Origin of the sequence: Robertmurraya sp. (genome assembly GCF_036676585.1) — a bacterium.
In the GTDB taxonomy this organism is placed as follows: Bacteria; Bacillota; Bacilli; order Bacillales; family Cytobacillaceae; genus Robertmurraya_A.
In genome coordinates, this window is the sequence record NZ_JAKFCQ010000165.1 from 1 (window position 1) to 25,430 (window position 25,430).

Genomic DNA, 25,430 nt, shown 5'->3' on the forward strand with positions numbered 1-25,430 from the left:
CTCCTCACTTGTCGGTGTTTCTTTAAATAAATGCCTCTCCTCATATGTAACTGCATTGGCTGTCAGCCACTTTTTCGTTTTACGACAAGATGTACAACTTGGATAAGTGAAAAATATCAAATCATTCATCCTTTTCCCCGCCTTTGAAGTTGTTTTCAATAATTTGTTAAATACATTTTAACCTTTTGTATAACATTTGTATAGTTATTTGTTCAATATTTCGCCAACAAGTTGTGAACATTTTATAAACTTATAGTGAATACAGTTTTTACTACCGTCGCCTGTATTATAATGGAATAAATTTAAGGAGATCCGAGAGGTGTGGCTAAGATGGAACAAACATTGAAAATAACAAATGTATTATCGGACCCAACTCGTTATTACATTTATCAGTACATTACAAAAAGACATCAGGAAGTTACCGTTCAAGAAATTGCAGACAATTTTAATATTCATCCGAACGTAGCAAGATTACATCTTTCTAAGCTTGAAGATGTGAATATGCTGATCTCGGAAACAAAAAAAACAGGCAAAGGTGGTAGACCAAGTAGGTTGTACCGATTGTCCGATGACGTCATTCAGTTAAATTTTCCATTCCGAGACTATCAAATGTTAGCTAAAATTACTATGGAATCCATGCTCTCTCTCGGAGAAGAAGGTCATAGAGTATTACGAATGACCGGGAAAAGATTTGGTAAGGAAATGATTGAGCAAGAAATGGCCCGATCTCATAATGGAGAGTTCCCTACGTTTGAACAAAAGTTAAACACGTTAAAAAATGCTGCAACAATGGCTGGCTTCTATCCAGAATTCGAAGTGAGTGAAGACCAGACTCGTATATACTTCCAAATTTTCAACTGTCCATTTAAAGAAATTGCTACAGAACATCCAGATGCTGTTTGTGAAACACATCACGAATTTTTAAAAGGGATGTTTGAGTCACTTTTTAATGACGTTGAGCTTATAGAAAAGCAAAACTTAATCAATGGCTGCGATGCTTGTGCTTATCAAGCATTAATCACGAATTAAAAAACAAACTCCTGTTTACTTTTTCATAGCGTTTACATTATAATATTGTAAGGTAAGGGACTTATAGGGTGAAAAGGAGGGATCATATGGATCGTATGTTTAGAGTAATGGGGTTTTGGACAGGTATTTTTGCCGTTATGTTCTACCTAGGGCATATGCCACAAACATCATTGCTATTCTTTGGTCAAACGGGGTTTTTCATTCTGTTAAGCTACCTAAAGCTTTCTGAACGTATGTATATTTATATTTTCGGTGCCTATTTAACAGTGTTCTTCGTTGGCTTTACATACTGGACAACATTTATGATGACACCAGGAGCTGGCGGGCATTAATAGGAACGAAGCCCCATGAAAAGGGGGAAAAAGCGATGGAATTGATCCATCGCTTTTTATTATATAGAGAACTCCTTTGATAAATTTTTCGATTGAACGACTACTTGAAAATGGCTACTCATTCCACCCGGAGTGATTAAACTCCGAATCGCTCGGTTTCGTTTACTTTGTTCCGAAAAAGGATTTGGATCATAATGATCTTTTAATAAATCCAAGATACCAATTTCTAAGAAGAATTCATCTTGCCTCATAAATCGTTCTAAGTTAAGGTCATACTTTTTTCCAATCCGAATGAAAGGATCCCACTGCACATGTGAGGTGATATCCATTTCGCCTGGGTGTGCAAGAAGGTTTGTTTTCATTGTGTGCTTCGAATATCCCCTTAAGCTACCTTGTGATCGAGCTGGTTCTTCCCATTCTGAGTCAGTATAACCGTAATCAACAGATAGCAAAATTCCTGAGTCAATTATTTTTGAAATCTCTTTAATGAATTCAACCATTGCTACGGGTACTTCTGCTCGCTCGTGTTCTTGCAAGTCTCGCATATATTCTGAAACATAGGATTGAACATTCGTGTTTGCTAGCGGTACTAATAACTCCTTTAAGTCCTCGTTCTCTACCGTAATCATCACTTCATGAAGGATCCCCTTTTTCTTCTCGATAACATGTACCGGGAGAGCATCGAATAACTCATTCGAAAAAATCATTCCATGGAAGCCTTTAAGCTTACTTAAGCTATCAATTATTTTAATTTTCCCATCATCTATTTCTTTTTGTATAAGTTGCTGATGAAAAGGACTGGCCTCTAAAACGAAATATGTAATAGGTTCGGTAGTTATTAGACTCCATTCTTCCAAAAATGCTTGAGCAAATCTTCCTGATCCAGCTCCGATTTCACAAACATTAGCAGGGATATTCCCCTTGGATACTTGCTTATAGTACCACCTTGCAATCAGCTGGCCATAAATATTTCCAATGTTACTTGTTGTAATAAAATCTCCTTGACGACCAACCTTCTCACCAGCTTTCATATAATAGCCACTCTCCCTATCATATAAAGCTACTGACATATATTCAGCATAAGAGATTTGCTGATGTTTGGATGAAGTGATCATTTCCTTTATCTTTTCCTTCACTATCATATCCCCACTATCCTCTATTGACACAGTATTTATTTTGTAATATCGTAATAGTAATTAAAACCTCCCTCCCAAAGAAGGAATGGAAGTATCCCTATAAAAGACCCTACTCACATGAGAAGGGTCTTTTCATTTGTTAAAAACCATTCAAAAACGGATTCGAATCCATCTCGTCACCAATGGTTGTTGTGTATCCATGTCCAGGCAATACTAACGTTTGCTCGGGAAGTACAAGTAGTTTACTATGAATACTCTTAAGAAGCTGATCATGATTTCCCCCAGGCAGGTCAGTTCTCCCGATGCTCTGATGAAACAACGCATCTCCTGAAATAACAAATTCTGCTTCCTCAAAGTAAAACGAGACACTACCAGGAGAGTGTCCAGGCGTCTCAAACACGGAGAAAGTAAAATCTCCAATGGTTATTGTTTCTTCCTTTTCAAAGAAAATATTTGCAGGCTTTACTGATGTAGAGACTGGCATCATAAAGAACTTAGAACCATTTAAAGAAGGATCTCCTAACCAGTTTTCTTCTTTCTTATGTATATATACGGGTACACGATAATGGTCTCTAATGATGTCCACTGCTCCAATATGGTCAAAATGAGCATGTGTCAACAGGATTGCTTGTGGTACCACTTTTCTTTTCTCTAGTAATTGAATAAGTTTTTTCCCTTCATCACCCGGGTCAATAACGAGGCAATGATTCCCTTCGGTTACGATATAGCTGTTGGTTTGTAACGGACCGAGGGGGACCTGTTCCCATTTCATAAGATTTCCTCCATATCATTTGATCTTAAGAATATTTTACACTAGTTTTATGGAAAGGAGAAATATTGCTCTACAGAATTAACGTCAAGAAAGTGTCATTTTTAGACCTCGACAAATGGGATAAAAACCGATACAATAAAATACGAATGTAAACACTTACGTTACATAAAATACTGAATATGCACGAAATGATAAAAGGCATTTGTCTTTACCATTTGATAAAGGGGGCTGTCAAAGTGGGATTGGTCATTATATTTGCTTTAGTTACATTGCTAGCAGCATACGGAGCATTTAGTTCACTAAAAAACAAAAATTTCCTAGGTTTATTTTTTGCTGTAGGAACTTTAGCTGTTTTCGGTTTCTTTACAGTTATGACTGTAATTCACCATGGATATCCAGCAACGCACTAACTAAAATAGCGATGCGACAAAAAGGACTGGGAAAAGAAATTTTCTCAGTCCTTTTTTATTCTTCTATCAACCCTAATACCTTTTTCTCACCGAGGAGGAGGAGGTTCTCTAGGCTGTACCCGTACAGACATAATGTTCCGTTAGGGGAGCAGCTGATAGGTTCATTTACTAAGTCTTCGATTAAAACAAGCTCCTCATTAGACTCGACTGAAAACCTTATAAGGTCGAAGGTCCCTTCGTAGGTGTCAATCTCCGAACTATATTGTGGCTTAAATGTATAGAATGCATGAGAATCCTTGTTATAATCATAAAAAGGAACAGACCATCCTGAAAAATTCGACAGCTGCGGCAACAACAATCGCGACTTCACTTGAAAGTCCTGGTCATAAAATGTGTAGTTTCCTACAGTTGATTCCTCACTGGGGTCTATGGTTATGGTAAGCGTGTGTTTCGGAAAAACATCTACCTGATAGACATCCTTCAAGACATCCTTACTTACTTTACTATTGATATTATATTTTTTTAACGGCGCAGAAAGCGATGGACTATCCGTACGCCAATCGAGATATAGAATTTCGTTTACATTACTCCAATACGCAAATGGTTGAGGGATCGTTATTTGAGCAAGTGTATTATTGCTTATATCTAATGTATAGGTGTGATATTGCCAATCTTCTGTAAAGCTCGTTATTAGCAAAAGATTTTCATTATACTCATTCCATTCGATAGCCAATTCATTCGAAGGTATCTCTGAAGACAAGATGATTTTTCCACTAGACGAGATAATTGTCACCAATCCCGTACTTGAATTAGGTGAGGAATGAATAAGTATGCTGCTTCTAGTAGGACTAACAGTTACCGAAACAATAGGATAGACACTCGAATACAACAGTGTCGACTGACCTTCCACTAAGTCATAGGAATATAAGGCGGAGCCCTCACTAGTATCGGTTACATACAATATTGTTTGATTATCTAACCAGCCACTAGCGGAAGAAAAGCTTCCCTTCATCTCTTTAATTGGTAGCATAACTTCACCACCATTAAATGATAGGGGTATTTCCTTCTTTTTTAACTCATTATTATGTAATGATTGAGGTAAGCTATTTGGTACACTTTCCTTACTACACCCAAATAATAGAACAACAAAAAGAAGGAAAAGAAAGAAATAAAGTGCCTGTTTAATTTTTACTGAAAACACTATTCTTTTCCTCCTTAAAGACAATTAAATTTATTTTACCTTTCTCTATTGCGGTGAACAAGTAAAAACTTTCCTAAACATACATAGCAGCTAAAAAAACCCCTAGCATCTCATGGTATATCTTTCTATACTGTGATAATGGGAGTGGATTGATTCCTTTCCCAAGTTCAAACGTAAACCCGCACTTTTTAAACTCTTGTATAAACCAATCCTTATAACCTGCATGGCTGTCAATATACTGTACAGAACGGTATCCACTGACACGTTCAAACTCGTTTGCAAGCGAATGTGCCTCCGAAGGTTCTAACCCCTCATAACCCCAATAAAACTCTTCTCCTTGTGTGTGAAAGGCCAATAGTCGATGAAAATTTCTCTCATTAGCCAGTTGAGCCATTGCGATTGCCTCAGGTTCTGTTAAAGGTTCATTACCAGGGAAATCTCTAGCCGACGGTGCTTTTGGTATTTTCCTCTCTTTTTCAATTTCCCATTTTGCCGGAAATTGATTATTTAGATCAACTCCACGAATATTTGCTTTCCAACCTACAAAATCACTACTGCCACCGTTGTACGTTATTAAATTATCCCTTTCACTTTCTAACGGACCATGTAATACCAAATCCACTCCATCTGGATTCACCATAGGTACGATAGAAACATCCACACGGTTATAAAGGGCCTGAATATCTATTCCTCTGATCGGTCTTTGATTGGTTAATGCTAATAGAAAGGTATTCACTAACTGTAGGAGAATCGGGGTAGTAATCCATTCATTCGCATGAAAAGAAGCATTATAGTGTATTTTTAAATCTCCCTTGCCGAACCGCAACTCATGAATTGGATTTCCACGTACACTTTGCCCAATGGTACTTGTTGAGATAAAAGGATACATTTCAACAAGCTTTTTAATATCTGTTTCAAGTTGGGCTGAATCATAAAATGTCTGCCCATGTATGATTGGTTTAATCATTCGCTTTGGAATATTAACAGCTTCACCTTGCTCAAAACTGTTTGGATTACGCTTTTGATTGACTAACAATAATGCATCAATGGAAAGATTATAGTGAAGAGCTAGTCTCCAGAAAGCATCATTCTGGCCGATACAACGAGTTTCTAGCTCAAATCCTGGAATCTGTATCGTTTGCCCTTTTTCAAGGATCGTATTTTTTGTCAGTTTGTTAGCGTCTAGCAGCAAATGAATTGGCAACATAAATAATTGACTATAATAGTCCAATGAGTCTCCAGTCCGAACCTTAACTTTCAAGACCATCATCTCCTTCCTTTATCGATTCATATGAAGAAGATGAAAAAAGATTCCTAGAAAGAATAGGGAAATCTGAGCTATAAAAAAGAGCCTACAAAAAGTAGGCTTCTCTTTGATTACTCATTTGTCTTTTTTTTGATATTCCCAGATTTTTCGTAAAACCGAAGCAAATCTCCGTAAACAATTTTATCAGAGTACTCTAGCTCATTTTTCGCTTTTTCCATGTATGGCTCGCAAGCATCAACAGAATCAATTGCTTCCCCTGTAGATTTGTCATAACATGTGCCTTTCGTGTATACATAGTCCTTCGTAATAAAACTTCCATCACGAAGCACTGTAAACTCTGTATAGTCTTTAGAAAACAGATCCGAACCAAAATCAATATTTTGCTTGGTATCAATTCCAAGTAAGTGAAGGATTGTAGGCTTTAAATCAACCTGACCTGAAACATTGTGAATAACCTTTCCTTCTTGCCCAGGAATATGAATAATTAATGGTACTCTTTGAAGCTGTGTACTCTCTAACGGTGTAATTTCTTTTCCTAAAAACTCACCCATTGTCTTATTATGATTTTCCGATATTCCGTAATGATCACCATAAAGGATGATAATTGATTCCTCGTACAATCCAGTTTCCTTTAAATCTTCAATAAAAAGTTTTAATGCTTCATCTTGATAACGGACCGTAGGGAAATAGTTATTTACTGTTTTATTAGTAGAATCATAAGGTTGAATATACAAATCTTCTTCACCAAGTTCAAATGGGAAGTGATTAGTTAGAGTAATAAATTTCGAGTAAAACGGTTTTGGCATATTTAATAAATGATCAACTGATTGTTCAAAGAAAGGAATATCTTTAAGTCCCCAACCAATCGAGTTTGTTTCATCTACGTCATAATCACCAAGGGCATAGAATCTTGTATAGCCTAATGAATCATACATTAAATCACGATTCCAGAAGCTCTTGTTATTGGCATGAAGAGAAGCTGTGTAATACCCATTTTCATTTAGAATTTCTGGTGTCGCTCGATACTCATTTTCTGAATGAGTAAAGAATACTGCCCCGCGGCTTAAGCCATAAAGAGAATTTTCAACGATAAACTCAGAATCTGACGTTTTGCCTTGTGCGGTTTGGTGATAGAAGTTATCAAAATAATAACTTTCCTTAATAAATTGATTTAGGAAGGGAGTAATTTCTTGGCCATTTACTTCCTGATTAATGACAAAGCTTTGGGTTGATTCCATTGAAATTAAAATCACATTTTTTCCTTTGGCAATTCCAAACATATCATCACTAGGACGCTTGTAATTCGCCCGAACATAGTTTTCAATATCCACCAATTCACTGCCGTCTGCTAATGCTCTTTGAGCAGATGATTTAGACTGTAAAAAGGCATCGTAAATATGGTAATTGTATGTTCCAATATTTTTAACAAGCATTTCTCTATCAAATGTTCGAGTAAGGAGCTGTGGTCTTTCTGCTTCAGCCAAACCTAAATTAAAAAATGCAATGGCAGCAGTAAGTAAATAATACGCACTTATCACTACTTTATTACGATTCTTCTGTTCAGTTAAGGTTGGTCTCCGTAAGACAAAAGCAACAATAAGAAAGAAATCAGTGAAATATAAAAGATCCTTCCATTCTAATAGTTCATTCACACTGCTTCCTAAGTCCGCCATATTACTTGTTTGAAACAATACCGGTATCGTTAAGAAATCATTAAAGAAACGATAAAAAACAACATTACCAAACAATACGGCCGACATAAGAAAACTTGTCGTAATAATGAATCGGTTTTGGCTTTTTCCCTTTAAAAACAAGCCAATACCAAAGATAAACATAAGAAAACTTAACGGGTTTATAAATAAAATAAACTCTTGTCTCCAGTTTTCAATTTTAATATCAAAGCTAGTTTTATAAACGATATACGTTTTTATCCAGAGCAATACGATTGCAATTGCAATCAAAGGAAACTTTGACCATTTCAACTTGTTCATGCAGCTAGTACCTCCTGTATCTTTGGTCAATGGTATATTTTGGTAGAATTATAGTTAACCAAAAATAATCTTAATACTTTTTTAACGAAAAATCAAACTCATCATTATAATTGTTTTATAGAATATTAAATTACTGACCTCCATATTACCCTAATAATAGACGTTTGAAACCTAAAATAGTTTCAACTTTGTCCGATTTTTTTAAAATAAAAAAAAGAACCTCCACAATAAATGTAGAGGCTCCTCCCATATTATTTACTTACATAATCCCTTATTAACCAAGCTGCGCCAATAACACCTGCGTCATTTCCGAGTGTCGCAACAGCGATTTTTGTTGATTCCTTTACTCTTGAGAAGGCATATTTCTCAAAGTTTTGACGAACGCTGTCTAGTAAAATATCTCCCGCTTTTGAAACTCCTCCACCAAGAACAATTTTCTCTGGGTTAAGGGTATTTGCAATATTTGCTAATGCTAATCCAAGATGGAAACTTACTTCCTCGATTACTTCTTTTGCAAGGACATCCCCATTTCTCGCAGCATCGAATATATTTTTGGCTGAAATGGTACCCTCTTCACGATAAATCTGTGCTAATTCTCCACTTGAATCCTGTGCCGCCTGAAGCTTTTCTTTTCCTATTCGAACGATACCTGTTGCTGAAGCAATGGTCTCCAAGCAGCCTGTTTTTCCACAGTTACAAGGTGCTCCACCAACAGGTAGGGAGGTAATATGACCAATTTCACCAGCCGCACCACTTACACCTTGAACAATATGCCCGTTAGCGATCACACCGCCTCCTACACCTGTTCCTAATGTGACAGCAACGATATCCTTCCCACCATTTCCAGCACCCTTCCACATTTCACCAAGTGCCGCACAGTTAGCATCATTATCAATGATAGCAGGTAAAGATGTTTCTACTTCTAATAAATCCTTTAAAGGATAGTTATCTTCCCAGCCTAAGTTTACAACGTTGTAGATAATGCCTGTTGCATAATCCACTGGACCAGGTGCACCCATTCCTATCCCTAACAGCTTACTTTTAGGCTGATCTAATTCTTCAAGCGCCTGATCAATTGATTTAGCAATATTTATCGTAATATTTTTCCCCTTATTGCTATTATCTGTAGGAATTTCCCATTTTTTTAAAATTTCACCGTATTGATTAATAAAAGCAAGTTTTGTTGTTGTTCCTCCTAAATCTACCCCAACCAACCACTTATCTGTCATATTCACACCTACTATTCTTTATTTTTTAATTGTTGAATTTCATGACGGACAATAAATAATGCCGTTTGAAAGTCCTGTTCTTCAATCAACTGAGATTGATATAATTCCTTCAGTTCTTCCTCCATCAACTCTAAATCAGCAAGGCGGTCACCAACGTAAATAATGGTTCCAAATTTCTTTAAAAATTGTTGAATATCATATGTATTCTTCATGTATTTACCTCAAGCACTAAATTGTGAAAGCTTGTACAAACGCTTTCATAAAAAGTATAATCGAAAACTACGCTTTACTCAATACTGCAAAAAAAATATGCCTTTCTAAAAAGAAAGACATGCGTTATCTATCAGGATCTTGTGGATGTAAAATTTCTGGTCTCTTACTTTTTAAAGGAATTGGTGATCGAATTAATACATCTTTTAGTGCTTTTAAATCAAAGGGGATGAATGGCCAAAGATATGGGACACCAAAAGATTTCATATTTGCGAGCAACAGAATTAGTAATACGGTACCTACCACAAACCCAATCGTATGAAATAGTGCTGTAAAAATTAGTAAGCACAGCCTTACTAATCTTGATGCTAAGCTTAACTCATAGCTTGGTGTTGCAAAAGTTCCAAGCGCTGCAATAGAGAAGTATAATATGACTTCGTTACTTAATAATCCTACCTCGACAGCAACTTGTCCAATCATCAAGGCTGCAACAAGACCAAGTGCAGTTGCTAAAGCTGATGGAGTATGAATAGCTGCCATCCTTAGCACGTCGAGCCCAATCTCAATCAGCAGAAACTGTAAAAACAGTGGGATTTGCCCCATCTCATTGGGCCCTATAAAGGCAAGAGCTTTTGGCAGCAATTCTTTATTCGTCGCTAATAAATACCACATTGGCAACAAAAAGATAGAAGACCAAACCGCAATAAAACGTACTAATCTAAGATACGCACCAACAATGGGTTTGTTCCGATACTCCTCTGCATGCTGTAGATGATGCCAAAAGGTAACCGGTGCAATGATCACACTCGGTGACCCATCCACGATAATACACACATGTCCTTCATATAAGTGTGTAGCAGCTGTATCCGGCCGTTCCGTATATCGAATAACAGGAAACGGGTTCCAATGTCTACCTGACAAATATTCCTCGATTGTTTTGTCTGCCATTGGTAAGCCATCCGTATCAATTTTTGATAAAGATTCTTTCAGTTGTTCAACCATATGGGGATCGGCAATATCTTCTATATAACTAATAACGATATCAGTCTTTGATCTTCTTCCGACCTGCAAATATTCCATCCGTAATGTACGGTCTCTTACTCTTCTTCGGGTCAAGGCTGTATTAAAAACTAGTGTCTCGACAAAGCCATCTCTTGCTCCTCTAACCACCCTTTCAATATCCGGCTCTTGAGGACCACGAACTGGGTAGGTTCTTGCGTCAATTAGAATGGCCGTTGGTATCCCATCTACAAGAAGAGCTGTAGGACCTGCTAATACGGTGTCAACAACCTTATCCAAATCGTCGGTAGTTTCTACTTCGACATAAGGAATATACGTTTTTAGCAACGCACTCAGTGCATCAGGCTCAAGCTGCTCCTTCTTTAAATCTGCTAACAGCTTCATTAAATAGTGAAGAATATCATCTTTTACAAAGCCATCGACAAAATAAAACGCCATTCCTTTTTCAGCGTATTCTACATCTAACTGAATAACATCAAAGCTTTTATCAACACCAAGAGCATCCCTTAAATACCTTGTATTGGTATGTAGTTTTGAACTCACCTTATGTTTTGCTGCTTCCATAGCGTCCACCTCGTTCAATTGAAGAGCTTGCTCCAAACATTTCCATGTATACTTCAACATCTTAGACATACCCCCAAAAAAACATACTCTTCAATTGAAAAAGGTGATGCTAAAAAACATCACCTTGAGGAAAATGGGATTATTCTTGTATTTTTTCTATAAAACTTTGATACTCCTCTCGATCGGGAGCAAGTTCTGCTGCTTTTTGTGCATATGTTAGTGACTCTTCTTTGTTTCCTAATTCATAATAAATGAGGGAAAGATTATAGTATGCCTCATGAAAGTACGGATCCAGTTCAATTGCTCTTTGCAAATGATTTTCCGCAGAAGATAGATCAGTTCGTTTAATCTCAACATAAGAAAGCTGAAAAAATAATTCTGCAGAGGACTGATGAGTTTGAATGGCATTTGTCAATAAACGATATGCTTTATCATAGTTCTCATCTTGAAGGTACACCTGAGACAAGACCATCACCGATTGTGTATCTGTTATTTTTTCTGGATTTGCGTAACCATACCATAACACACTACCCATCGCTGCTAGAGTAAGGAATAAAAACAATAGTTGTTGTACCCATTTTTTTTGTTTAGGAAAATGGACAATCGCTGTGGCTAGAAATCCTCCTACAAGACCACCAAGATGACCCGCGTTATCAATTCCCGGGATCGTAAAACCAAGAGACAGGTTGATGGCAATGACAACAAGAACATTAAAGCCCATTGTCCGAAAGAAAAGGGAACGATAGTTGAGGCCAAAGTATAGAAGAGCTCCAAAGCAGCCAAAGATTGCACCACTTGCACCAGCCGAAAGACTTGTAGTGAATAAAAAACTTGCCAGCGAACCGCTAAACCCAGCGACCAAATATATAAAAAGAAATCTCATTCGCCCATATATTCTTTCAATCGTAGGGCCAAGATAATACAAAGCCAATGTATTCATAAATAAATGGAAAAATCCGATATGAAGTAGGATGGGTGTTAAAAACCTCCACCATTCTCCCTCTAAAATAAGCGGATTGAACTTCGCGCCATACTTAATGAGTGTGGCCGTATTTGTGCTTCCACCTTTCCATTCAAGAAAAAGGAAGGCGATGATTTGAAGGACTATGAAAACATATGTAAAAAAGGGTTTTCCATTTTCAAACAAGGACTTTTCAATTTTTATTCGTTCTATAGCTGTTTCTAACGTAGCGTTTTTTAAGAGCTCGATTTCATTTAGAGAGTATTCCTCCTTGCTCTCAAGTGGTATCTCTTCACTGAATACATGTTCTAATTCAGATATTTCCTTAATATATGTGTCCCGTGTAATCACCTTTGTGGTGACATTTGTTTTCAGAATCTTTTTTTCGGAAAGTAGAAAATCATAGTCATCGACCGGTGGATAGGCTGACACATATAAATTTAATACGTTTGCCTCGCCGCGAATCAATTGACGCCGGATTGCTTCACCATTGTTTCCACTATTCTCAATATCCCGAGCAAGCCAATTGCTCCAGTCTAAGTCGATCCGTCTGAGACGAATAATTGGTACTTGTTTGTTTTCTACTTTTTCAAACCACAATTCCTCTTGCGAAGGAGAGGTCCTTAACAGTCGATACTCCTTTTTATGAATAAGAAAATGTGCAAGCTTCCAAAATAAATAATCTTCTAATTTATTCAAGCTTCCCCCTCTTTCCTTTACAAACATTTACTCACATTATATACGAGATTAGTTCCTAATAAAAAAGTTTTGAGTTTGGTACTTTCATAAATGTTAAACGCACATAAAAAAGACCAAAGTACGAAAACTTTGGTCTTTCTTATTAATAGGCAGGACGTCCTGAGAATACCGTTTTTGTCATTAGATTTCGAACAAATGGTACATTCATTAAGGAACTAACAACAATTCTTCTTATCATTGGACTACCGAGTACGATATTAACCAATCGAAAACGATTCTTATAGGCATAATATCCACCAATACCAACTAATACCATGGAAAATAAACGTGACATTTTCATCCCTCCTACCTATAGTTTGAAACGTCAAATTCATTTTTATCCATGACAAATGAAAATCATTTTTCAATCTTCATGACAGGTTCCATTGTCTTTTTCAGCACTTTAACAGAGTGAGCAAACTTTACCTTCTCTGTTTCATCTAGATCCAAATGGATTACTTCTCTAATTCCATTTCTGTTTACTACTGCAGGTACGCCTATGTATACATCTGTTTGATCGTATTCTCCATCAAGGTAGGCTGAAACAGTAAGAACCGAATTTTCATTTTGCAAGATTGCTTTTGTTACACGAACTAAGCCCATGGCGATTCCATAAAAAGTCGCACCTTTTCTTTCAATAATGTGATAAGCTGCATCCCTTACGTTAAGAAATAGCTCCTCTAAATCCTCTTGCTTATACTCACTATTTTTCTTAATCCATTGTGAAATTGGAATGCCGGCAATATCAGCGCGACTCCATACAGGAAGCTCTGTATCACCATGCTCACCGATAATGTAGGCATGAATATTTCTTGTATCCACATTAAAATAATCTCCTAACAGGTAACGAAACCTTGCTGTATCAAGAATCGTACCAGATCCGATGACTCTCTCCTTAGGCAGACCAGAAAATTTCCAGACAGCATAGGTTAAAATGTCTACCGGATTTGTAGCAACTAAAAATATACCGTCAAAGGAATTTGCCATAACTTGCTCAACAATTCCTTTGAAAATACGGGTATTTTTTTCAACTAGGTCTAATCTTGTTTCACCAGGCTTTTGATTTGCCCCTGCACAAATGACAACTAAATCAGCATCTTTACAATCACTATAATCACCAAACCATATCTTTGTTGGGCTTGGAGCAAAAGGCATCCCATGGTTTAAATCCATAGCATCCCCTTCTGATTTTTCTTTATTTAAATCAATTAGCACTAGTTCTTCCGTTACCCCTTGGTTTAACAGTGCAAATGCATAACTCGAACCTACAGCACCTGTTCCAATTAGAGCTACACGATTAACATGATTTTTCATTCCATTCCCTCCTTAGTTCATTACTTATGGTTTCCACAATCAATTATTTTCATGACCTAATACATTAACAATATCGCAATCGCAGGAGCAAAGCCAGATATAAAGTTAACAACGTCATTATTAAAGAATTTTCTTCCTCTAATTAAGGCTGTTTTTCTTTGACAATGAACCATTTTCTCGGTTTCCACTCCACAGCGTGAACACTTATACAATGCTTGTACATATGCACCAAGGAAAGTATCAATGACATTGCCGAGAAACCCAAATAGGAAAATCACCCAAAATTCAGATATTTGTAAGTAAAATAGTACATAAGATGAATAGGCAATCACCATTGCACCTACTACCGCTGCCATTGTCCCTAACAAACTGACCGCTCCCGACGTTCCTCTATCGACAACAGAGAATGTACGAACAGAGTAAGGGCGTCTTTTACTTAACGTCCCAATTTCCGATGCCCAAGTATCAGAGTTAGAAGTAGCAATAAAAACACAAAAAGCTAAAATTAAACTATTGGTTTGAAAGAATCCATACAAAACACTTATTAGTGCCGCCATTCCACCATTTGCCAACACTTGTTGATAATCCCGCCTAGAACCCTTTGCATGCTTCTCCTCTACTACCATCTTGTCCTTCCTTTTGTATACAGACCAAAGACTTGAAGAAGCAAAAAATATCCCTAATAAAATCAATCCTTTTATCCCTAAGCCAAAGTAAATCAGTAACCCAACAAATACGGCTGAAACACTTCCTGACTTTGTCAAAAAGCGCAAGGCATACCCAAGAAGAGATGCCAAAATGATAAAGGAAGGTATTAGGATATATTCAATCAATACTAATAACCTCCTCTGGGGAAATAAGCTTTTTTACAGGAATATCATGTGGTTCTAACGGAAGAGAAGGTAAGATTTGTTCTGGAAAAGCCAAAGAGATGGTGTTACCTTCATATTCACTTAGAAAACGATCATAATAACCACCACCGAAACCTATACGGTAGCCATTTGTTGTATACCCTAAGCCTGGGACAATAACTAAATCTATTTTATTTTTATGAACTTCAACCGTTTGACTGACAATTGGTTCTAGTAGACCAAAAAAGACGGATTCTAGTTGTTCAAAAGATTGAATAACATGAAAAGTCATTGTACGAGTCTGCTTGTGACACTTTGGAACAACAATCGTTTTCCCTGTTTGCCAGGCTTCACGAATGATGGGGTATGTATCTACTTCAGGTGTTCTTGAAATGGTGATTGCAATAGTAGTAGCGTCCTTCCACTCCTCTGTTTTGAATAAACGAGTAGCAATCTGAGTGGATTGGTTTTCATATTGTTGTTGCGGCTTTTGCTGAAGATCTTGTTGAAGGATGGAGCGAAGGGACCTTTTACTAGTCAATGAATTTCCTCCTGGTATCTGAATATTTGTTTGTAAACACAAAAAAAAGCAGTGGGAATGACCCTACTGCTTATTTTGTTTCACGGTGTAAAGTAACTCGCTTTAATCTTGGGCAATATTTTTTCAGCTCGATACGATCTGGGTTATTGCGCTTATTTTTTGTAGTGATATAGTTACGATCACCAGTTTCAGTGCAAGCTAATGTAATGTTCACACGCATATTTATCCCTCCAAACTCTATCTGTTCAGACTTGTTCGTTATTTGTTCATACGACTTTTCTATAATACCATTATTTATTTTGAAATGCTAGTGTGTTTTTTTAAAATTGTATCATTAAGATGTAGAAGCAAATTTTTCTCAGTTCCTTGAATCACCCATGCGGTGCCTTTTTTAAAAGTTTGAGCAGGAATGGTTAAATCGAGTGTAAAGATGCTTGCAGCAGCTCCCTTTCCCATCGGTTGATATTTCAATATGCCTTTTGTTTGATCTGCCCATATTTGTTCAGTTGGAATATTCCAAAGAGGCTGAACGGTTTGCTGAATTGTTCCTTCTTCAGACCGACCATTTACTAGAAACATTTTTTCACCTGAATGATGAAAAATTACTTTTTCAAGGGGCGATACAAACGAGAGGTGCTCGGTCGCTACTTCGTGGTGACGGCTCATAAAGACTAGCTTCATGTTCTTTTCCACTTCGTTATGATTTCTGACATAAACTTGGAACAAACGAACTTTTGAATGGATACTTTCTTCTTTAACATGAATGGAAATTGACTCTGAAGAAATTAATTTTTCATGCCCATTTGAAATCCAGTGCATATTCCCACCTATCCAAATACCAGGAATAGTTGAAAACTGTTTTCTCATATTAGGAGTGTGCTCAACTGGATCCTTTTCCATTGACAAATACGTATTTGTTATCATTTTACACCCCTTGATAGATCGTTATTTGGTTACGGCATTCATAAGCCATTGCTCTAGCAACTTCGATACTCTCCGCATGTGTATAGATGGTAATATACTCTTCCATTTCGAACGGAAAAATATATACCCAACGATTATCACTCAAGTGGAGCTTGATTCCTTCTTTTATGTTTATATCCTTTGTCTTTTCAAGCATACTCTCAATGAGTATTCTAACCATTTTACTTTTTAAATTTGATGGACAGTGAATTTTTGTTACCGTCACTATTGCATCAAATGGAATTTTGGATTCAAGTTTCTCCATACTGTATTCACTACCGGGATGATCCTCTTGCTCGCCACTTTCAAAAAAATCCACAGGTTTAGAAGCGACACTTCTACTTATTTTACTCTGTATCTCTTTCTTTCCAAAAACCAACATATTATCCACCATACTTGCTCCCTCTTCAACCACAACAAATGAAGCAATGACACAATTTACAATGTGTGAATCCTTTTTTATTTGAACTCCGTCCCATAGAATTGAATCTTCAATAAAACAGTCACTCTCAATTACACAATTATTACCGATGACGGTGTTGGCACCGATGATCGTATTTGAACTAAGTTGAGAACCTTCACCAATAAGAACCGGACCTTCAATTCTACACAATGGATCAATCTCACAGTTCGGACCAACCCACACACCCTTTTTAATCTCCTTGTATCCTCTTTTTTCTTCCCATCCCAAGAAGGGTGACAAGTAATCTCGATGAACTTGGTGGTATGTATGAATCTGACCAATATCAATCCAATAGCCCTCCAAACTAAAGCTGTAAAGAGCAACATTCTTCTGTAGTAGTAAAGGAAATAAATCATGGCTAAAATCGAATGGACGGTCGCTTGGAATATAGTTTAATATGGATGGTTCAATAATATAAATTCCTGTATTAATTTGATCACTAAAGATTAAGTGCTGTGGTGGCTTTTCTAAAAAGCAACGAACTTTTCCTTTCTTATCTTTAATGACTATCCCATAATGCTCTGGGTGTGCTATCGAGGTTGTTATTACCGTAAGGTCACTTCTTGACTCAAAATGGAATGTAACAGCCTTTTGAAGATCAAATTGATTAACTACATCTGAAGATATCACAATAAATGTTCCATCAATAAACTCCTTTAAAGCTTGAAGACCACCTGCGGTACCCATTGGGTTTGTCTCATAAAAATAAACAAGCTTTACTCCATATTTGCTCCCGTCACCACAATGTTTTTGTATTTTCGTCGCTAGATGATGGATTGTTATGGCTATTTCAGTTACCCCCTGTGATTTTAACCATGAGATACAAAGATCAATTACAGGAATATTCATAATGGGTACGAGAGGTTTAGGAGTTAATAATGTAAGTGGCGACATCCGGGACCCTTTCCCACCAGCCAAAATCACGCCCTTCATTCTTATCTCTCCCCTACATCCTTTGTTTGTGCGAACTTAGTTATAACCTAATCTGCAAAACTGTTTCTTCAAAAACTCGGTGTGTATCCTCCGCAATTCTTTTCCAGCTATACATAGCCTCAACCATTCTTTTTCCACTCTCACCTAATTGAATAGCAAGTTCTTCATTGTCTAAAAGAATCGTTGCCTGCTCAATAAAACTCTTTGGATTATTGCTGCTCATTAATAAACCCGTATTTAGATGATGAATAATACTCTTTAGACCTCCAACATTTGATACAATCGTTGGTTTCGAATAGGCCATAGCTTCTAGCGCAACAATCCCAAAAGGCTCATACAAACTTGGAAACACAGCTAAATAACATTGCTTAAAAAGGGCTTCCCTCTCAGCATCTGTAACAAATCCAATAAAATGAATATTTTTCAGCCCGAGCATTTCCACTCGATGTCTAAACTCTTGGAGCATCGGACCTTTCCCAGCAATAATAAAGTAAACATCAGGTCGACTTCTTTCCATTTCTTTCGCTGCCTCAATAAGAGTATGGAAACCCTTTTCCTTTACCATCCTACCAATTGAAAACACCATTTTTTTCTCTAAATGGATAGGGAATTTTCCCAATACTTCTTTACTATAAATAATGTTGGCAATGCTTGTATCTATTCCATTTGGAATCATGACAATTTTATGGGGCTCTATATCAAAAATGTGAAGTACTTCTTCTTTCATAGATGTACTGCAAATAATGACTTTATCTGAATGATGAATGAGCTCTTTCTCTTGTTCATAAATTTTCTTTTGCATTTCAGTATATATGCCTTCGTTCCTACCATGTTCAGTAGCGTGAATCGTAGTAACTAAAGGTAATTTTCGTTTTTCTTTCAATGTCACCGCAGCAGCACCTACGAGCCAATCATGAGCATGAATCAAAGCATATTCATGTTCTTCCATAAGATCCATAGCTTGATGAATAATTGCTAAGTTCAAGCCACCGACCCAACGAATAAAACTGGGGTCTCCCTCATTTAAGGGAACCACTCTAAAAATTTCTATATTTCCTATTCTTTCATACATAGGAAGCTCCTCAATCCAAGTCGTTATGATATGGATCTTATAGCCAATTGAGGTTAATGCTTTAGCTAATCCTTCCACATGTCTGGACAGGCCTCCAACAACATTAGGAGGGTACTCCCATGAAAGCATAAGAATTTTTTTATTGTTCACGTTCCCACTCACTTTCCTTCACATTTTCATAGAAGCTGTATGTACTTACATATTCATTCCAGCCACGTGAATTTCTTACAACCACATGAAGTGATTTTTGTTCTTCAATGAAATCAGTGTGTTTTATTTGAATAAACTCAGACCGATGAACTGGGAAGTATTGATCTTCCAAGAAAAACCCTAACTCCAGCAAGTATACCTTGTTATCCTTCAAACCTTTTAATGTCCAATAGTTTTGTTGTAGGGGAACTCTTATATCTAGGTAAGGACAAGTTGCCTCATTATTACGTAATTTCTTGGTCACGTCATACACTCTCACAATCTGACCTTCTATAGACTGTTTAAAGAAGCGTTGTATAACATCCTTTTTTAGCGGTGATGTATACCAACATACGAAAAGCTTGTCTTTAGCCATAAATTGAGTGTGTAGCCCATCCTTTTCTTTTGTTTTAGCCAATGTATTAGAAACAATCGTCATTATGCACCTCAAGAATTTAGAAATTAACAGTATATGTTTTCTTTCTTTAAAAATACCAATTTGTTAGTTTCATCGTAGCATTGATAGGTTTCTCTAACAATAAACACATTTTGTCGTAATCTGCTTATCCCCGTCACACCTTCTTTATAGGAAGAATTATTTTTTTTATTTACAAGTCTTGTAAGAAAAACTAGTCATTTCGACCTTTTTTTCTCATTTCCCTCGACAAAACCCTCTTATCTTCTTACTTTGATTCGAAAATTGTCGTATATAGTGATACAATGTTTTTATTGATTTTTAAGAGGTGAAAGAAATGGAATATGTGTTACTAAGTTTATTGGTTGTATCAATACTACTCTTCGTCCTATCCTTTTTTGTAAAGGATCCGGTAAAAGAGCTTAAGAGTGAAATCGATCAGTTATCCCTAAACCAAATTCAAGAGCTATACCAAATGAAGAGAAAAATAAAGATTCTTGAAGAGGAACTTCTAGTACCTGATTCAGACTTCTCTGGTACTGCTTCTCAAAAAAGAGAAGTTCATGCAATATTAAAGAATCAAGTTTGGTCACTATCCCAACAAGGTCTCTCAATTGAACAAATTGCAAAGCAATCTTCTCTTCCAATCGAGGATGTTGAGATTATTTTAAATGAATTTTCTATGAGGGGAGAAACCTATGAATAAGATTCACCTTAGAGCATTTACTTTTGGTCTCCTCTTATCAACTTGTATATTTGGGACCTATTATTATTTTTCTGGTGATAATGGAGCAGCAGCAAAATTAAGCAATGAAGAGTTAATTGCTCAAGTAGAAGACAAGGGATATAAAGTAGTTGATGAAAAAGCATACGAAGAGTTAGAAGCAAAGGCAAAAGACACAGAAGCAACACCTACTGAAGAAGAAACAAAAGAGACAGAGACAGAACAAACAGATACAACGAAAGAAGAGGCAGCAAAAGAAGAGGAAAAGCCTGCAGAAGCTGTTAAGGAGTACAAACTTAACATTATTAGTGGTATGCAATCAAGTGAGATTGCCACACTTTTAAAGGATGCAGGAATAATCACTGATGCCTTTGAATTCGAGCAATATTTAATCAATACGGGTTATCATACAAAAGTTCAACTAGGTGAGTTTGTCGTAAAAAGTGATATGACTTACGAACAACTTGCAAAGATCATAACAAAAAGCTGAAGATGAATATCTTCAGCTTTTTATATTATTCATTTAAATCATAATGTCTACCTTTAACAAGATAAAACGTGTGTTCAGCAATATTGGTCACATGATCCGCCGCTCTTTCTAAATAACGGCAAGTAAACGATAGTTGTGTGATTTGCGCCAAAAATTCCGGCTTTTCCTGATTGATTCTTAATAGTTCCTGAATCGTTTGACCGTATAAATTATCAACCTCATCGTCCATATCCGCAACTTGTTTTGCTTTTTGTACATCTTCCTCGATGAATGATTCTAACGAAAGCTTTAACATTTTAGATGTTGCCTCGTACATTTCTCTAATACGGACAATTGGCTTCACATGTTCCTCACTACCAATTCGAATAGCTGATTTAGCTACGTTTACGGCAAAATCGGCTATCCGCTCGATATCTGTTGCAATTTTAATGGCAACAATAATTCGACGTAAGTCAATCGCAACAGGTTGTTGCTTTGCAATTAATAGAATAGCAAAGTCATTAATTTCTTCATACATGACATCTGCTCTCGTATCATTCTCCATAATTTCTAAAGCGAGTTCCACATTTTTTGTTTCTAATGCTTTAATTGCTTCGCTTAATGCATGATCGGCAAACTCACCGAGTTCAATCAGCTTATTCTGAAGTTCCTTAAGATCAAAATGAAATTTTTCACGTACAACCATATTTGACTTCCTTTCATCTCCGATTGGTGTTCTTTACAATCAAATCGTTTGTTTTGTGTATATTACCCGAAGCGACCAGTAATATAGTCTTCTGTACGTTGATCAGAAGGAGTTGAGAATATTTTATTCGTATCGTCAAATTCAACTACTTCTCCATTTAAGAAAAATGCCGTTTTATCCGAAATACGTGCTGCTTGCTGCATATTATGTGTAACAATTATGATACTATATTCCTTTTTTAGTTCTTGAACCAACTGCTCTACTTTAAGAGTTGAAATAGGGTCAAGGGCTGACGTAGGTTCATCCATTAAGATAACATCTGGCTCAATTGCTAAGCAGCGTGCAATACAAAGACGTTGTTGTTGACCACCGGATAGACCGTAGGCATTCTCATTCAAACGATCCTTTACTTCATCCCAAATTGCGGCACCGCGCAAGCTCTTTTCAACGATCTCATCAAGTACTTTTTTATTGCGAATTCCATGAATTTTAGGTCCATATGCAATATTTTCATAAATGGATTTAGGGAATGGATTTGGCTTTTGGAAAACCATTCCTACATTTGTTCGTAAATCTTCCACTTTATATGATTTATCTAGTATACTTCTTTCTCGATACAATATATCACCAGAAATTTTCACCACTGGAATCAATTCAACCATTCGATTTAACGTTTTAATAAATGTTGATTTCCCACATCCTGAAGGACCAATTATGGCTGTTACTTCCCTCTCATTTATATCAAGGTTAATGTTCTTTAATGCATGGTCTGTACCGTACCAAAGATTTAAATCCTTCGTTTGATAAGCAAGGCTCTTCTTACTTCCCTTGTTTACGCTCATATTATCACTAGACTCTTCTGTTGTTTTATTTTCACTGTATGTTGAAACGACCATCGTAAAACCCCTCCACCCAATTAAAATCTTCTTTGAAATTTGTTTCTTATTAACACTGCTATTGAGTTCATAATAAATAATACTAATAACAGAATAACAATCGTTGCAGCAGCCAGGTTTGCATATTCATCCACTAAAGCTGAATCAATGGTCCAGTAATAAATTTGCAGCGGCATAACTGTAAATTTATCTAACAAACCTTCAGGAAGTGGAATAATAAATGCTGGAATACCAATTACTACAAGTGGTGCTGTTTCACCAATTGCACGGGATAATGCTAAAATAACACCAGTTAATATCCCAGGTAGTGCTGCAGGTAAAACTACATTTTTAATTGTTTGCCATTTCGTCGCTCCCATTCCATAGGAAGCTTCCCTTAAAAACTGAGGAACCGCACGAATGGCTTCCTGACTCGCAACGACTACTACAGGAAGAACTAATAGAGCCATTGTAAAACCACCGGCTAAAACAACTGCCCCTAAATTTAATCCTCTCACAAAGATCGTTAATCCCAAAATTCCAAAAACGATTGAAGGAACTCCAGCTAGATTAGAAATATTCATTTGAATAAAGGCTTGTAAACGCCCTTTTTTTGCATACTCCTCCAAATAAATGGCAGTACCTACTCCTAAGATTAACGTCACAGGTGCGACCACTAGCATTAACCACAAGGTACCCATAATAGCTCCCTTTATTCCGGCTCTCTCTGGGTTTGTAGAAAGTCTATTATTTAAGAAATCAAAATCAACCCAGCCAAGGCTCTGTGCAACTACTCGATAAATTAATACGACCAAAACCAGTAGTCCAAATAAGGTAGCTAAAAGAAACAAAGTTTTTGCTATACGATTAGTAAGTAGACGAGATGACATCTTTTTTTGAACTTGAGTTGTATCAACATATTTCATCTTAATATTCCTCCCTAAATTTACGAGAGATATATTGGGCAATTAAATTCATAACTAATGTAAAAACAAATAATGTCATTGCCACTGCGTAAAGACTGTAATAAAGGGTGGAACCTGCAGGAGCATCTCCTCCTGTAACTTCTACTATATATGCAGTCATGGTTTGCATGGATTGGGTAATATCAAATGTGAAGACTTTGTTACTTCCACTTGCTATCGTTACGATCATCGTTTCACCAATTGCACGAGAAATTCCGAGAACAAATGAAGCAACAATTCCAGATATAGCAGCGGGAACAACTACCTTCCAGGTTACTTCGAATTTTGTCGACCCTAATCCTAAGGCTCCTTCCCTCATTGCATTAGGCACGGAGCTCATTGCGTCTTCTGATAGAGAAGCAACCATTGGGATAATCATAATCCCCATAACTATACCAGGACTGAGGATATTAGTAGGCTCAAGTGTAGGTATTAGCTTTGTTAATAGGGGAGTAACAAATGTAAAAGCAAAGAAACCATATACAATCGTTGGAATACCCGCAAGTATTTCTAACATTGGTTTTAGTAATTTTCTAACTCTGTCAGATGCATACTCACTTAAGTACACAGCTGTCATTAATCCAATAGGAATCGCTACTAACATAGCTATGGTCGAAGAAATAATCGTTGCAGTTAGTAATGGCAAAACTCCGAACTGTGCATCTTCCCCTAGTGGCTTTAGGATAGTACTAGTAAAAAACTCAACGAAGGACACCTCTCTAAAGAAGGCGACTGTCTCTGTTAATAAAGTTAGTACAATACCTATAGTTGTTAAAATAGAAATAATAGCAATTGTAAGTAGTATTTTAGGCATTAACCCCTCTAAAATACTAGCCGTACTAACAGATTGCTTGTTTTTCGCAATCATCTCTCGAACACTTAACGTGTTTGATTCCCTTGTTACATCTTTTTCCAAGGATAAAACCCCTTTCATCCAAACCCTATCATCCTTATCATGCAAAGAATGACTCATTTTATTCTAATTTTAAACAGCTAAGAAGATGAGAATGAACCCATCTCATCTTCTTAGTACGTCAGATTGGTATCTGAATACTTTGTTTATTATTTTAATCCTTCAAGAGTGCTGATTGTTGCTTCCACTTCTTCGTCTGTTAATGGAGCGAAACCAGTATTTTTAGCAACATCTTGAGCATTCTCCATTGTATAGATTGCATAATCTAAAACTTGCGGCTTTTCTTTTGCCATGTTTACGTTTAAGTAAGTGAACACTGGGCGAGTGAACGGAGCATAAGCAAACTCTTCACCTTCACCGATTGTATCTAAAGTAGGCTCAACCGCACCGTTACCAAAGTCAACTTTAACAGCTTTTAATTTATCTTTGTTGTTTTCATAGTAACCGTAACCGAAGAAAGCAATAGCATTCTTTTCTTTAGAAACTAAGTCCACAAGTGTAGAATAGTCTTGCTGTAGATTCACACCTTCAACTAAGTCTTGCTCTTCAAGAATTTTCTCCCAGAAGAACTCATATGTTCCGTGGTTTTCATTAGGTCCCATTGTCACAATTGGCTCATTTGGGAAATCCGGGCGAATATCTGACCAGTTTTTCTTTTCACCTAAGAAGATTTGTTTTACTTCATCTTGAGTAAGCTCTTCAGCCCAGTCATTATCTTGGTTAATTACAAATGTTAATCCATCTAAAGCAACTTTCATTTCTTGAACTTCAATTCCTAAGTCTTCAGCAGTTGCTGCTTCTTCTTCCTTGATTTGACGAGAAGCATCATTGAAGTCTGTACCATCTTCAACTAAAAATTTCTTAAAACCGGCAGAAGTACCAGCACGTCCAACTTCAACTGAAACATTTTCTTGAGCATTTGTCATATATTGTTCAGCCATTTCAACCATGAACGGGTAAACTGTACCTGAACCATCAATTACTACAGATCCTTCTAATTCAGCTGTTTCGCTAGTACCTTCCGTACCTTCAGTAGCTTCCTCTTCTCCACCACCACAAGCAGCAATAATGGACATAACGGCTGCAAGCATTAGAAGTAGGCTGAGTTTCTTGAGATTTTTCATTCGGTAATTCCTCCTAAGAAATAAAGGTTGTTTTATTGTGTCCTACAAGTAAT

At 36.7% G+C, this 25,430-nt stretch carries 29 protein-coding genes; 5 read left to right on the forward strand and 24 right to left on the reverse strand.

Translation table 11 applies throughout. From position 1 onward, the window contains the following. Positions 1 to 129 (reverse strand): glutaredoxin domain-containing protein (locus ACGLXV_RS21095; protein ID WP_391560271.1); only part of this gene is annotated, 129 nt, incomplete at its 3' end. Between the two features lie 201 nt (positions 130 to 330). Here ACGLXV_RS21095 and ACGLXV_RS21100 point away from each other — a divergent pair. Then, positions 331 to 1,029 carry a helix-turn-helix transcriptional regulator gene (locus tag ACGLXV_RS21100; RefSeq protein WP_119709119.1) on the forward strand — a complete coding sequence of 233 codons (699 nt, stop codon included), beginning with the start codon at positions 331 to 333 and terminating at the stop codon, positions 1,027 to 1,029. A gap of 86 nt (positions 1,030 to 1,115) precedes the next feature. Further along, positions 1,116 to 1,361 carry a DUF2626 domain-containing protein gene (locus ACGLXV_RS21105; protein WP_066049620.1) on the forward strand — a complete coding sequence of 82 codons (246 nt, stop codon included), beginning with the start codon at positions 1,116 to 1,118 and terminating at the stop codon, positions 1,359 to 1,361. A gap of 59 nt (positions 1,362 to 1,420) precedes the next feature. Here ACGLXV_RS21105 and ACGLXV_RS21110 read toward each other — a convergent pair whose 3' ends face one another. Together ACGLXV_RS21110 and ACGLXV_RS21115 are read right to left on the reverse strand one after the other, a co-directional pair. Continuing rightward, positions 1,421 to 2,497: a class I SAM-dependent methyltransferase gene (locus ACGLXV_RS21110; RefSeq protein WP_391560191.1), complete on the reverse strand. Its 1,077-nt coding sequence runs from the start codon at positions 2,495 to 2,497 to the stop codon at positions 1,421 to 1,423. 139 nt (positions 2,498 to 2,636) lie between these two features. Then, entirely contained in the window at positions 2,637 to 3,269 is a 633-nt protein-coding gene (locus tag ACGLXV_RS21115; RefSeq protein WP_391560192.1) for an MBL fold metallo-hydrolase, read from the reverse strand. A gap of 236 nt (positions 3,270 to 3,505) precedes the next feature. On the opposite strand from ACGLXV_RS21115, the gene ACGLXV_RS21120 reads away from it, so the two are divergent. Continuing rightward, on the forward strand, positions 3,506 to 3,679 hold the full coding sequence (locus ACGLXV_RS21120) for a DUF2759 domain-containing protein (protein ID WP_119709121.1): 174 nt from the start codon (positions 3,506 to 3,508) through the stop codon (positions 3,677 to 3,679). Positions 3,680 to 3,734: 55 nt separating this feature from the next. Here the strand turns inward: ACGLXV_RS21120 and ACGLXV_RS21125 are convergent, their stop codons facing one another. The 16 genes from ACGLXV_RS21125 to ACGLXV_RS21200 form a co-directional block, all read right to left on the reverse strand. Then, a complete protein-coding gene (locus ACGLXV_RS21125; protein WP_391560193.1) occupies positions 3,735 to 4,880 on the reverse strand; it encodes a YqgU-like beta propeller domain-containing protein in 1,146 nt (381 codons plus the stop codon). 73 nt (positions 4,881 to 4,953) lie between these two features. Beyond that, the gene (locus ACGLXV_RS21130; protein ID WP_391560194.1) at positions 4,954 to 6,141 is read right to left on the reverse strand and encodes a M14 family metallopeptidase; all 1,188 of its coding nucleotides are present in this window, start codon (positions 6,139 to 6,141) and stop codon (positions 4,954 to 4,956) included. 116 nt (positions 6,142 to 6,257) lie between these two features. Further along, positions 6,258 to 8,138 (reverse strand): LTA synthase family protein, encoded by a 1,881-nt coding sequence (locus tag ACGLXV_RS21135; protein ID WP_391560195.1) that lies wholly within the window; start codon positions 8,136 to 8,138, stop codon positions 6,258 to 6,260. Positions 8,139 to 8,389: 251 nt separating this feature from the next. After that, positions 8,390 to 9,367: an ROK family glucokinase gene (locus tag ACGLXV_RS21140; RefSeq protein ID WP_391560196.1), complete on the reverse strand. Its 978-nt coding sequence runs from the start codon at positions 9,365 to 9,367 to the stop codon at positions 8,390 to 8,392. A gap of 11 nt (positions 9,368 to 9,378) precedes the next feature. Further along, positions 9,379 to 9,579 carry a YqgQ family protein gene (locus tag ACGLXV_RS21145; RefSeq protein ID WP_119709126.1) on the reverse strand — a complete coding sequence of 67 codons (201 nt, stop codon included), beginning with the start codon at positions 9,577 to 9,579 and terminating at the stop codon, positions 9,379 to 9,381. Between the two features lie 124 nt (positions 9,580 to 9,703). Further along, positions 9,704 to 11,161: a spore germination protein gene (locus ACGLXV_RS21150; RefSeq protein WP_391560272.1), complete on the reverse strand. Its 1,458-nt coding sequence runs from the start codon at positions 11,159 to 11,161 to the stop codon at positions 9,704 to 9,706. A gap of 139 nt (positions 11,162 to 11,300) precedes the next feature. Then, positions 11,301 to 12,848, reverse strand: coding sequence for a rhomboid family intramembrane serine protease (locus tag ACGLXV_RS21155; protein WP_391560197.1), 1,548 nt, complete (start codon positions 12,846 to 12,848; stop codon positions 11,301 to 11,303). Positions 12,849 to 12,963: 115 nt separating this feature from the next. Continuing rightward, positions 12,964 to 13,155, reverse strand: coding sequence for a hypothetical protein (locus tag ACGLXV_RS21160; protein ID WP_119709128.1), 192 nt, complete (start codon positions 13,153 to 13,155; stop codon positions 12,964 to 12,966). Positions 13,156 to 13,217: 62 nt separating this feature from the next. Further along, positions 13,218 to 14,174, reverse strand: a complete 957-nt coding sequence (locus tag ACGLXV_RS21165; protein ID WP_391560198.1) for an L-lactate dehydrogenase — start codon at positions 14,172 to 14,174, stop codon at positions 13,218 to 13,220. Positions 14,175 to 14,230: 56 nt separating this feature from the next. Then, complete coding sequence (locus ACGLXV_RS21170; RefSeq protein WP_391560199.1) at positions 14,231 to 15,007, reverse strand: DUF92 domain-containing protein; 777 nt, start codon at positions 15,005 to 15,007, stop codon at positions 14,231 to 14,233. After that, entirely contained in the window at positions 15,000 to 15,566 is a 567-nt protein-coding gene (locus tag ACGLXV_RS21175; RefSeq protein ID WP_391560200.1) for a 5-formyltetrahydrofolate cyclo-ligase, read from the reverse strand. The genes ACGLXV_RS21170 and ACGLXV_RS21175 overlap by 8 nt, the downstream gene beginning before the upstream one ends. A 70-nt stretch (positions 15,567 to 15,636) precedes the next feature. Beyond that, positions 15,637 to 15,786: a 50S ribosomal protein L33 gene (gene rpmG / locus ACGLXV_RS21180; protein ID WP_066049658.1), complete on the reverse strand. Its 150-nt coding sequence runs from the start codon at positions 15,784 to 15,786 to the stop codon at positions 15,637 to 15,639. Positions 15,787 to 15,860: 74 nt separating this feature from the next. Next, positions 15,861 to 16,490, reverse strand: coding sequence for a hypothetical protein (locus ACGLXV_RS21185; protein WP_391560201.1), 630 nt, complete (start codon positions 16,488 to 16,490; stop codon positions 15,861 to 15,863). Position 16,491: 1 nt separating this feature from the next. Further along, positions 16,492 to 17,925, reverse strand: coding sequence for a nucleotidyltransferase family protein (locus ACGLXV_RS21190; RefSeq protein ID WP_391560202.1), 1,434 nt, complete (start codon positions 17,923 to 17,925; stop codon positions 16,492 to 16,494). A 40-nt stretch (positions 17,926 to 17,965) separates the two neighbouring features. After that, positions 17,966 to 19,147, reverse strand: coding sequence for a glycosyltransferase family 4 protein (locus tag ACGLXV_RS21195; protein WP_240390601.1), 1,182 nt, complete (start codon positions 19,145 to 19,147; stop codon positions 17,966 to 17,968). Continuing rightward, positions 19,137 to 19,625 (reverse strand): DUF4912 domain-containing protein, encoded by a 489-nt coding sequence (locus tag ACGLXV_RS21200; RefSeq protein WP_391560203.1) that lies wholly within the window; start codon positions 19,623 to 19,625, stop codon positions 19,137 to 19,139. The genes ACGLXV_RS21195 and ACGLXV_RS21200 overlap by 11 nt, the downstream gene beginning before the upstream one ends. A gap of 313 nt (positions 19,626 to 19,938) precedes the next feature. On the opposite strand from ACGLXV_RS21200, the gene ACGLXV_RS21205 reads away from it, so the two are divergent. Further along, positions 19,939 to 20,307: a hypothetical protein gene (locus ACGLXV_RS21205; RefSeq protein WP_119709135.1), complete on the forward strand. Its 369-nt coding sequence runs from the start codon at positions 19,939 to 19,941 to the stop codon at positions 20,305 to 20,307. Then, positions 20,300 to 20,815, forward strand: coding sequence for a hypothetical protein (locus ACGLXV_RS21210; RefSeq protein WP_391560204.1), 516 nt, complete (start codon positions 20,300 to 20,302; stop codon positions 20,813 to 20,815). Before ACGLXV_RS21205 ends, ACGLXV_RS21210 begins: the two co-directional genes overlap by 8 nt. 25 nt (positions 20,816 to 20,840) lie before the next feature. Here the strand turns inward: ACGLXV_RS21210 and phoU are convergent, their stop codons facing one another. The 5 genes from phoU to ACGLXV_RS21235 form a co-directional block, all read right to left on the reverse strand. Next, positions 20,841 to 21,500: a phosphate signaling complex protein PhoU gene (gene phoU / locus ACGLXV_RS21215; protein WP_119709137.1), complete on the reverse strand. Its 660-nt coding sequence runs from the start codon at positions 21,498 to 21,500 to the stop codon at positions 20,841 to 20,843. A gap of 62 nt (positions 21,501 to 21,562) precedes the next feature. Next, a complete protein-coding gene (pstB, locus tag ACGLXV_RS21220) occupies positions 21,563 to 22,342 on the reverse strand; it encodes a phosphate ABC transporter ATP-binding protein PstB (protein ID WP_391560273.1) in 780 nt (259 codons plus the stop codon). 74 nt (positions 22,343 to 22,416) lie between these two features. Then, complete coding sequence (gene pstA, locus ACGLXV_RS21225) at positions 22,417 to 23,301, reverse strand: phosphate ABC transporter permease PstA (protein WP_119709139.1); 885 nt, start codon at positions 23,299 to 23,301, stop codon at positions 22,417 to 22,419. A 1-nt stretch (position 23,302) separates the two neighbouring features. After that, positions 23,303 to 24,274, reverse strand: a complete 972-nt coding sequence (pstC, locus tag ACGLXV_RS21230; RefSeq protein WP_391560205.1) for a phosphate ABC transporter permease subunit PstC — start codon at positions 24,272 to 24,274, stop codon at positions 23,303 to 23,305. 128 nt (positions 24,275 to 24,402) lie between these two features. Next, complete coding sequence (locus tag ACGLXV_RS21235; protein WP_391560206.1) at positions 24,403 to 25,377, reverse strand: PstS family phosphate ABC transporter substrate-binding protein; 975 nt, start codon at positions 25,375 to 25,377, stop codon at positions 24,403 to 24,405. Positions 25,378 to 25,430: the final 53 nt, after the last annotated feature.

Excerpts from the sequence above, each read along its gene's own strand:
- ACGLXV_RS21205 (WP_119709135.1), top strand. The coding sequence starts at position 19,939 with ATGGAATATGTGTTACTAAGTTTATTGGTTGTATCAATACTACTCTTC.
- ACGLXV_RS21140 (WP_391560196.1), bottom strand. The coding sequence starts at position 9,367 with ATGACAGATAAGTGGTTGGTTGGGGTAGATTTAGGAGGAACAACAACA.
- phoU (WP_119709137.1), bottom strand. The coding sequence starts at position 21,500 with ATGGTTGTACGTGAAAAATTTCATTTTGATCTTAAGGAACTTCAGAAT.
- ACGLXV_RS21115 (WP_391560192.1), bottom strand. The coding sequence starts at position 3,269 with ATGAAATGGGAACAGGTCCCCCTCGGTCCGTTACAAACCAACAGCTAT.
- ACGLXV_RS21165 (WP_391560198.1), bottom strand. The coding sequence starts at position 14,174 with ATGAAAAATCATGTTAATCGTGTAGCTCTAATTGGAACAGGTGCTGTA.
- ACGLXV_RS21160 (WP_119709128.1), bottom strand. The coding sequence starts at position 13,155 with ATGTCACGTTTATTTTCCATGGTATTAGTTGGTATTGGTGGATATTAT.
- ACGLXV_RS21200 (WP_391560203.1), bottom strand. The coding sequence starts at position 19,625 with ATGACGATTGTTTCTAATACATTGGCTAAAACAAAAGAAAAGGATGGG.
- ACGLXV_RS21105 (WP_066049620.1), top strand. The coding sequence starts at position 1,116 with ATGGATCGTATGTTTAGAGTAATGGGGTTTTGGACAGGTATTTTTGCC.
- pstA (WP_119709139.1), bottom strand. The coding sequence starts at position 23,301 with ATGAAATATGTTGATACAACTCAAGTTCAAAAAAAGATGTCATCTCGT.
- pstB (WP_391560273.1), bottom strand. The coding sequence starts at position 22,342 with ATGAGCGTAAACAAGGGAAGTAAGAAGAGCCTTGCTTATCAAACGAAG.
- ACGLXV_RS21235 (WP_391560206.1), bottom strand. The coding sequence starts at position 25,377 with ATGAAAAATCTCAAGAAACTCAGCCTACTTCTAATGCTTGCAGCCGTT.
- ACGLXV_RS21135 (WP_391560195.1), bottom strand. The coding sequence starts at position 8,138 with ATGAACAAGTTGAAATGGTCAAAGTTTCCTTTGATTGCAATTGCAATC.
- ACGLXV_RS21145 (WP_119709126.1), bottom strand. The coding sequence starts at position 9,579 with ATGAAGAATACATATGATATTCAACAATTTTTAAAGAAATTTGGAACC.
- ACGLXV_RS21150 (WP_391560272.1), bottom strand. The coding sequence starts at position 11,161 with ATGGAAGCAGCAAAACATAAGGTGAGTTCAAAACTACATACCAATACA.
- rpmG (WP_066049658.1), bottom strand. The coding sequence starts at position 15,786 with ATGCGTGTGAACATTACATTAGCTTGCACTGAAACTGGTGATCGTAAC.
- ACGLXV_RS21210 (WP_391560204.1), top strand. The coding sequence starts at position 20,300 with ATGAATAAGATTCACCTTAGAGCATTTACTTTTGGTCTCCTCTTATCA.
- ACGLXV_RS21155 (WP_391560197.1), bottom strand. The coding sequence starts at position 12,848 with ATGTTTGTAAAGGAAAGAGGGGGAAGCTTGAATAAATTAGAAGATTAT.
- ACGLXV_RS21100 (WP_119709119.1), top strand. The coding sequence starts at position 331 with ATGGAACAAACATTGAAAATAACAAATGTATTATCGGACCCAACTCGT.
- ACGLXV_RS21190 (WP_391560202.1), bottom strand. The coding sequence starts at position 17,925 with ATGAAGGGCGTGATTTTGGCTGGTGGGAAAGGGTCCCGGATGTCGCCA.
- ACGLXV_RS21185 (WP_391560201.1), bottom strand. The coding sequence starts at position 16,490 with ATGATAACAAATACGTATTTGTCAATGGAAAAGGATCCAGTTGAGCAC.
- pstC (WP_391560205.1), bottom strand. The coding sequence starts at position 24,274 with ATGAAAGGGGTTTTATCCTTGGAAAAAGATGTAACAAGGGAATCAAAC.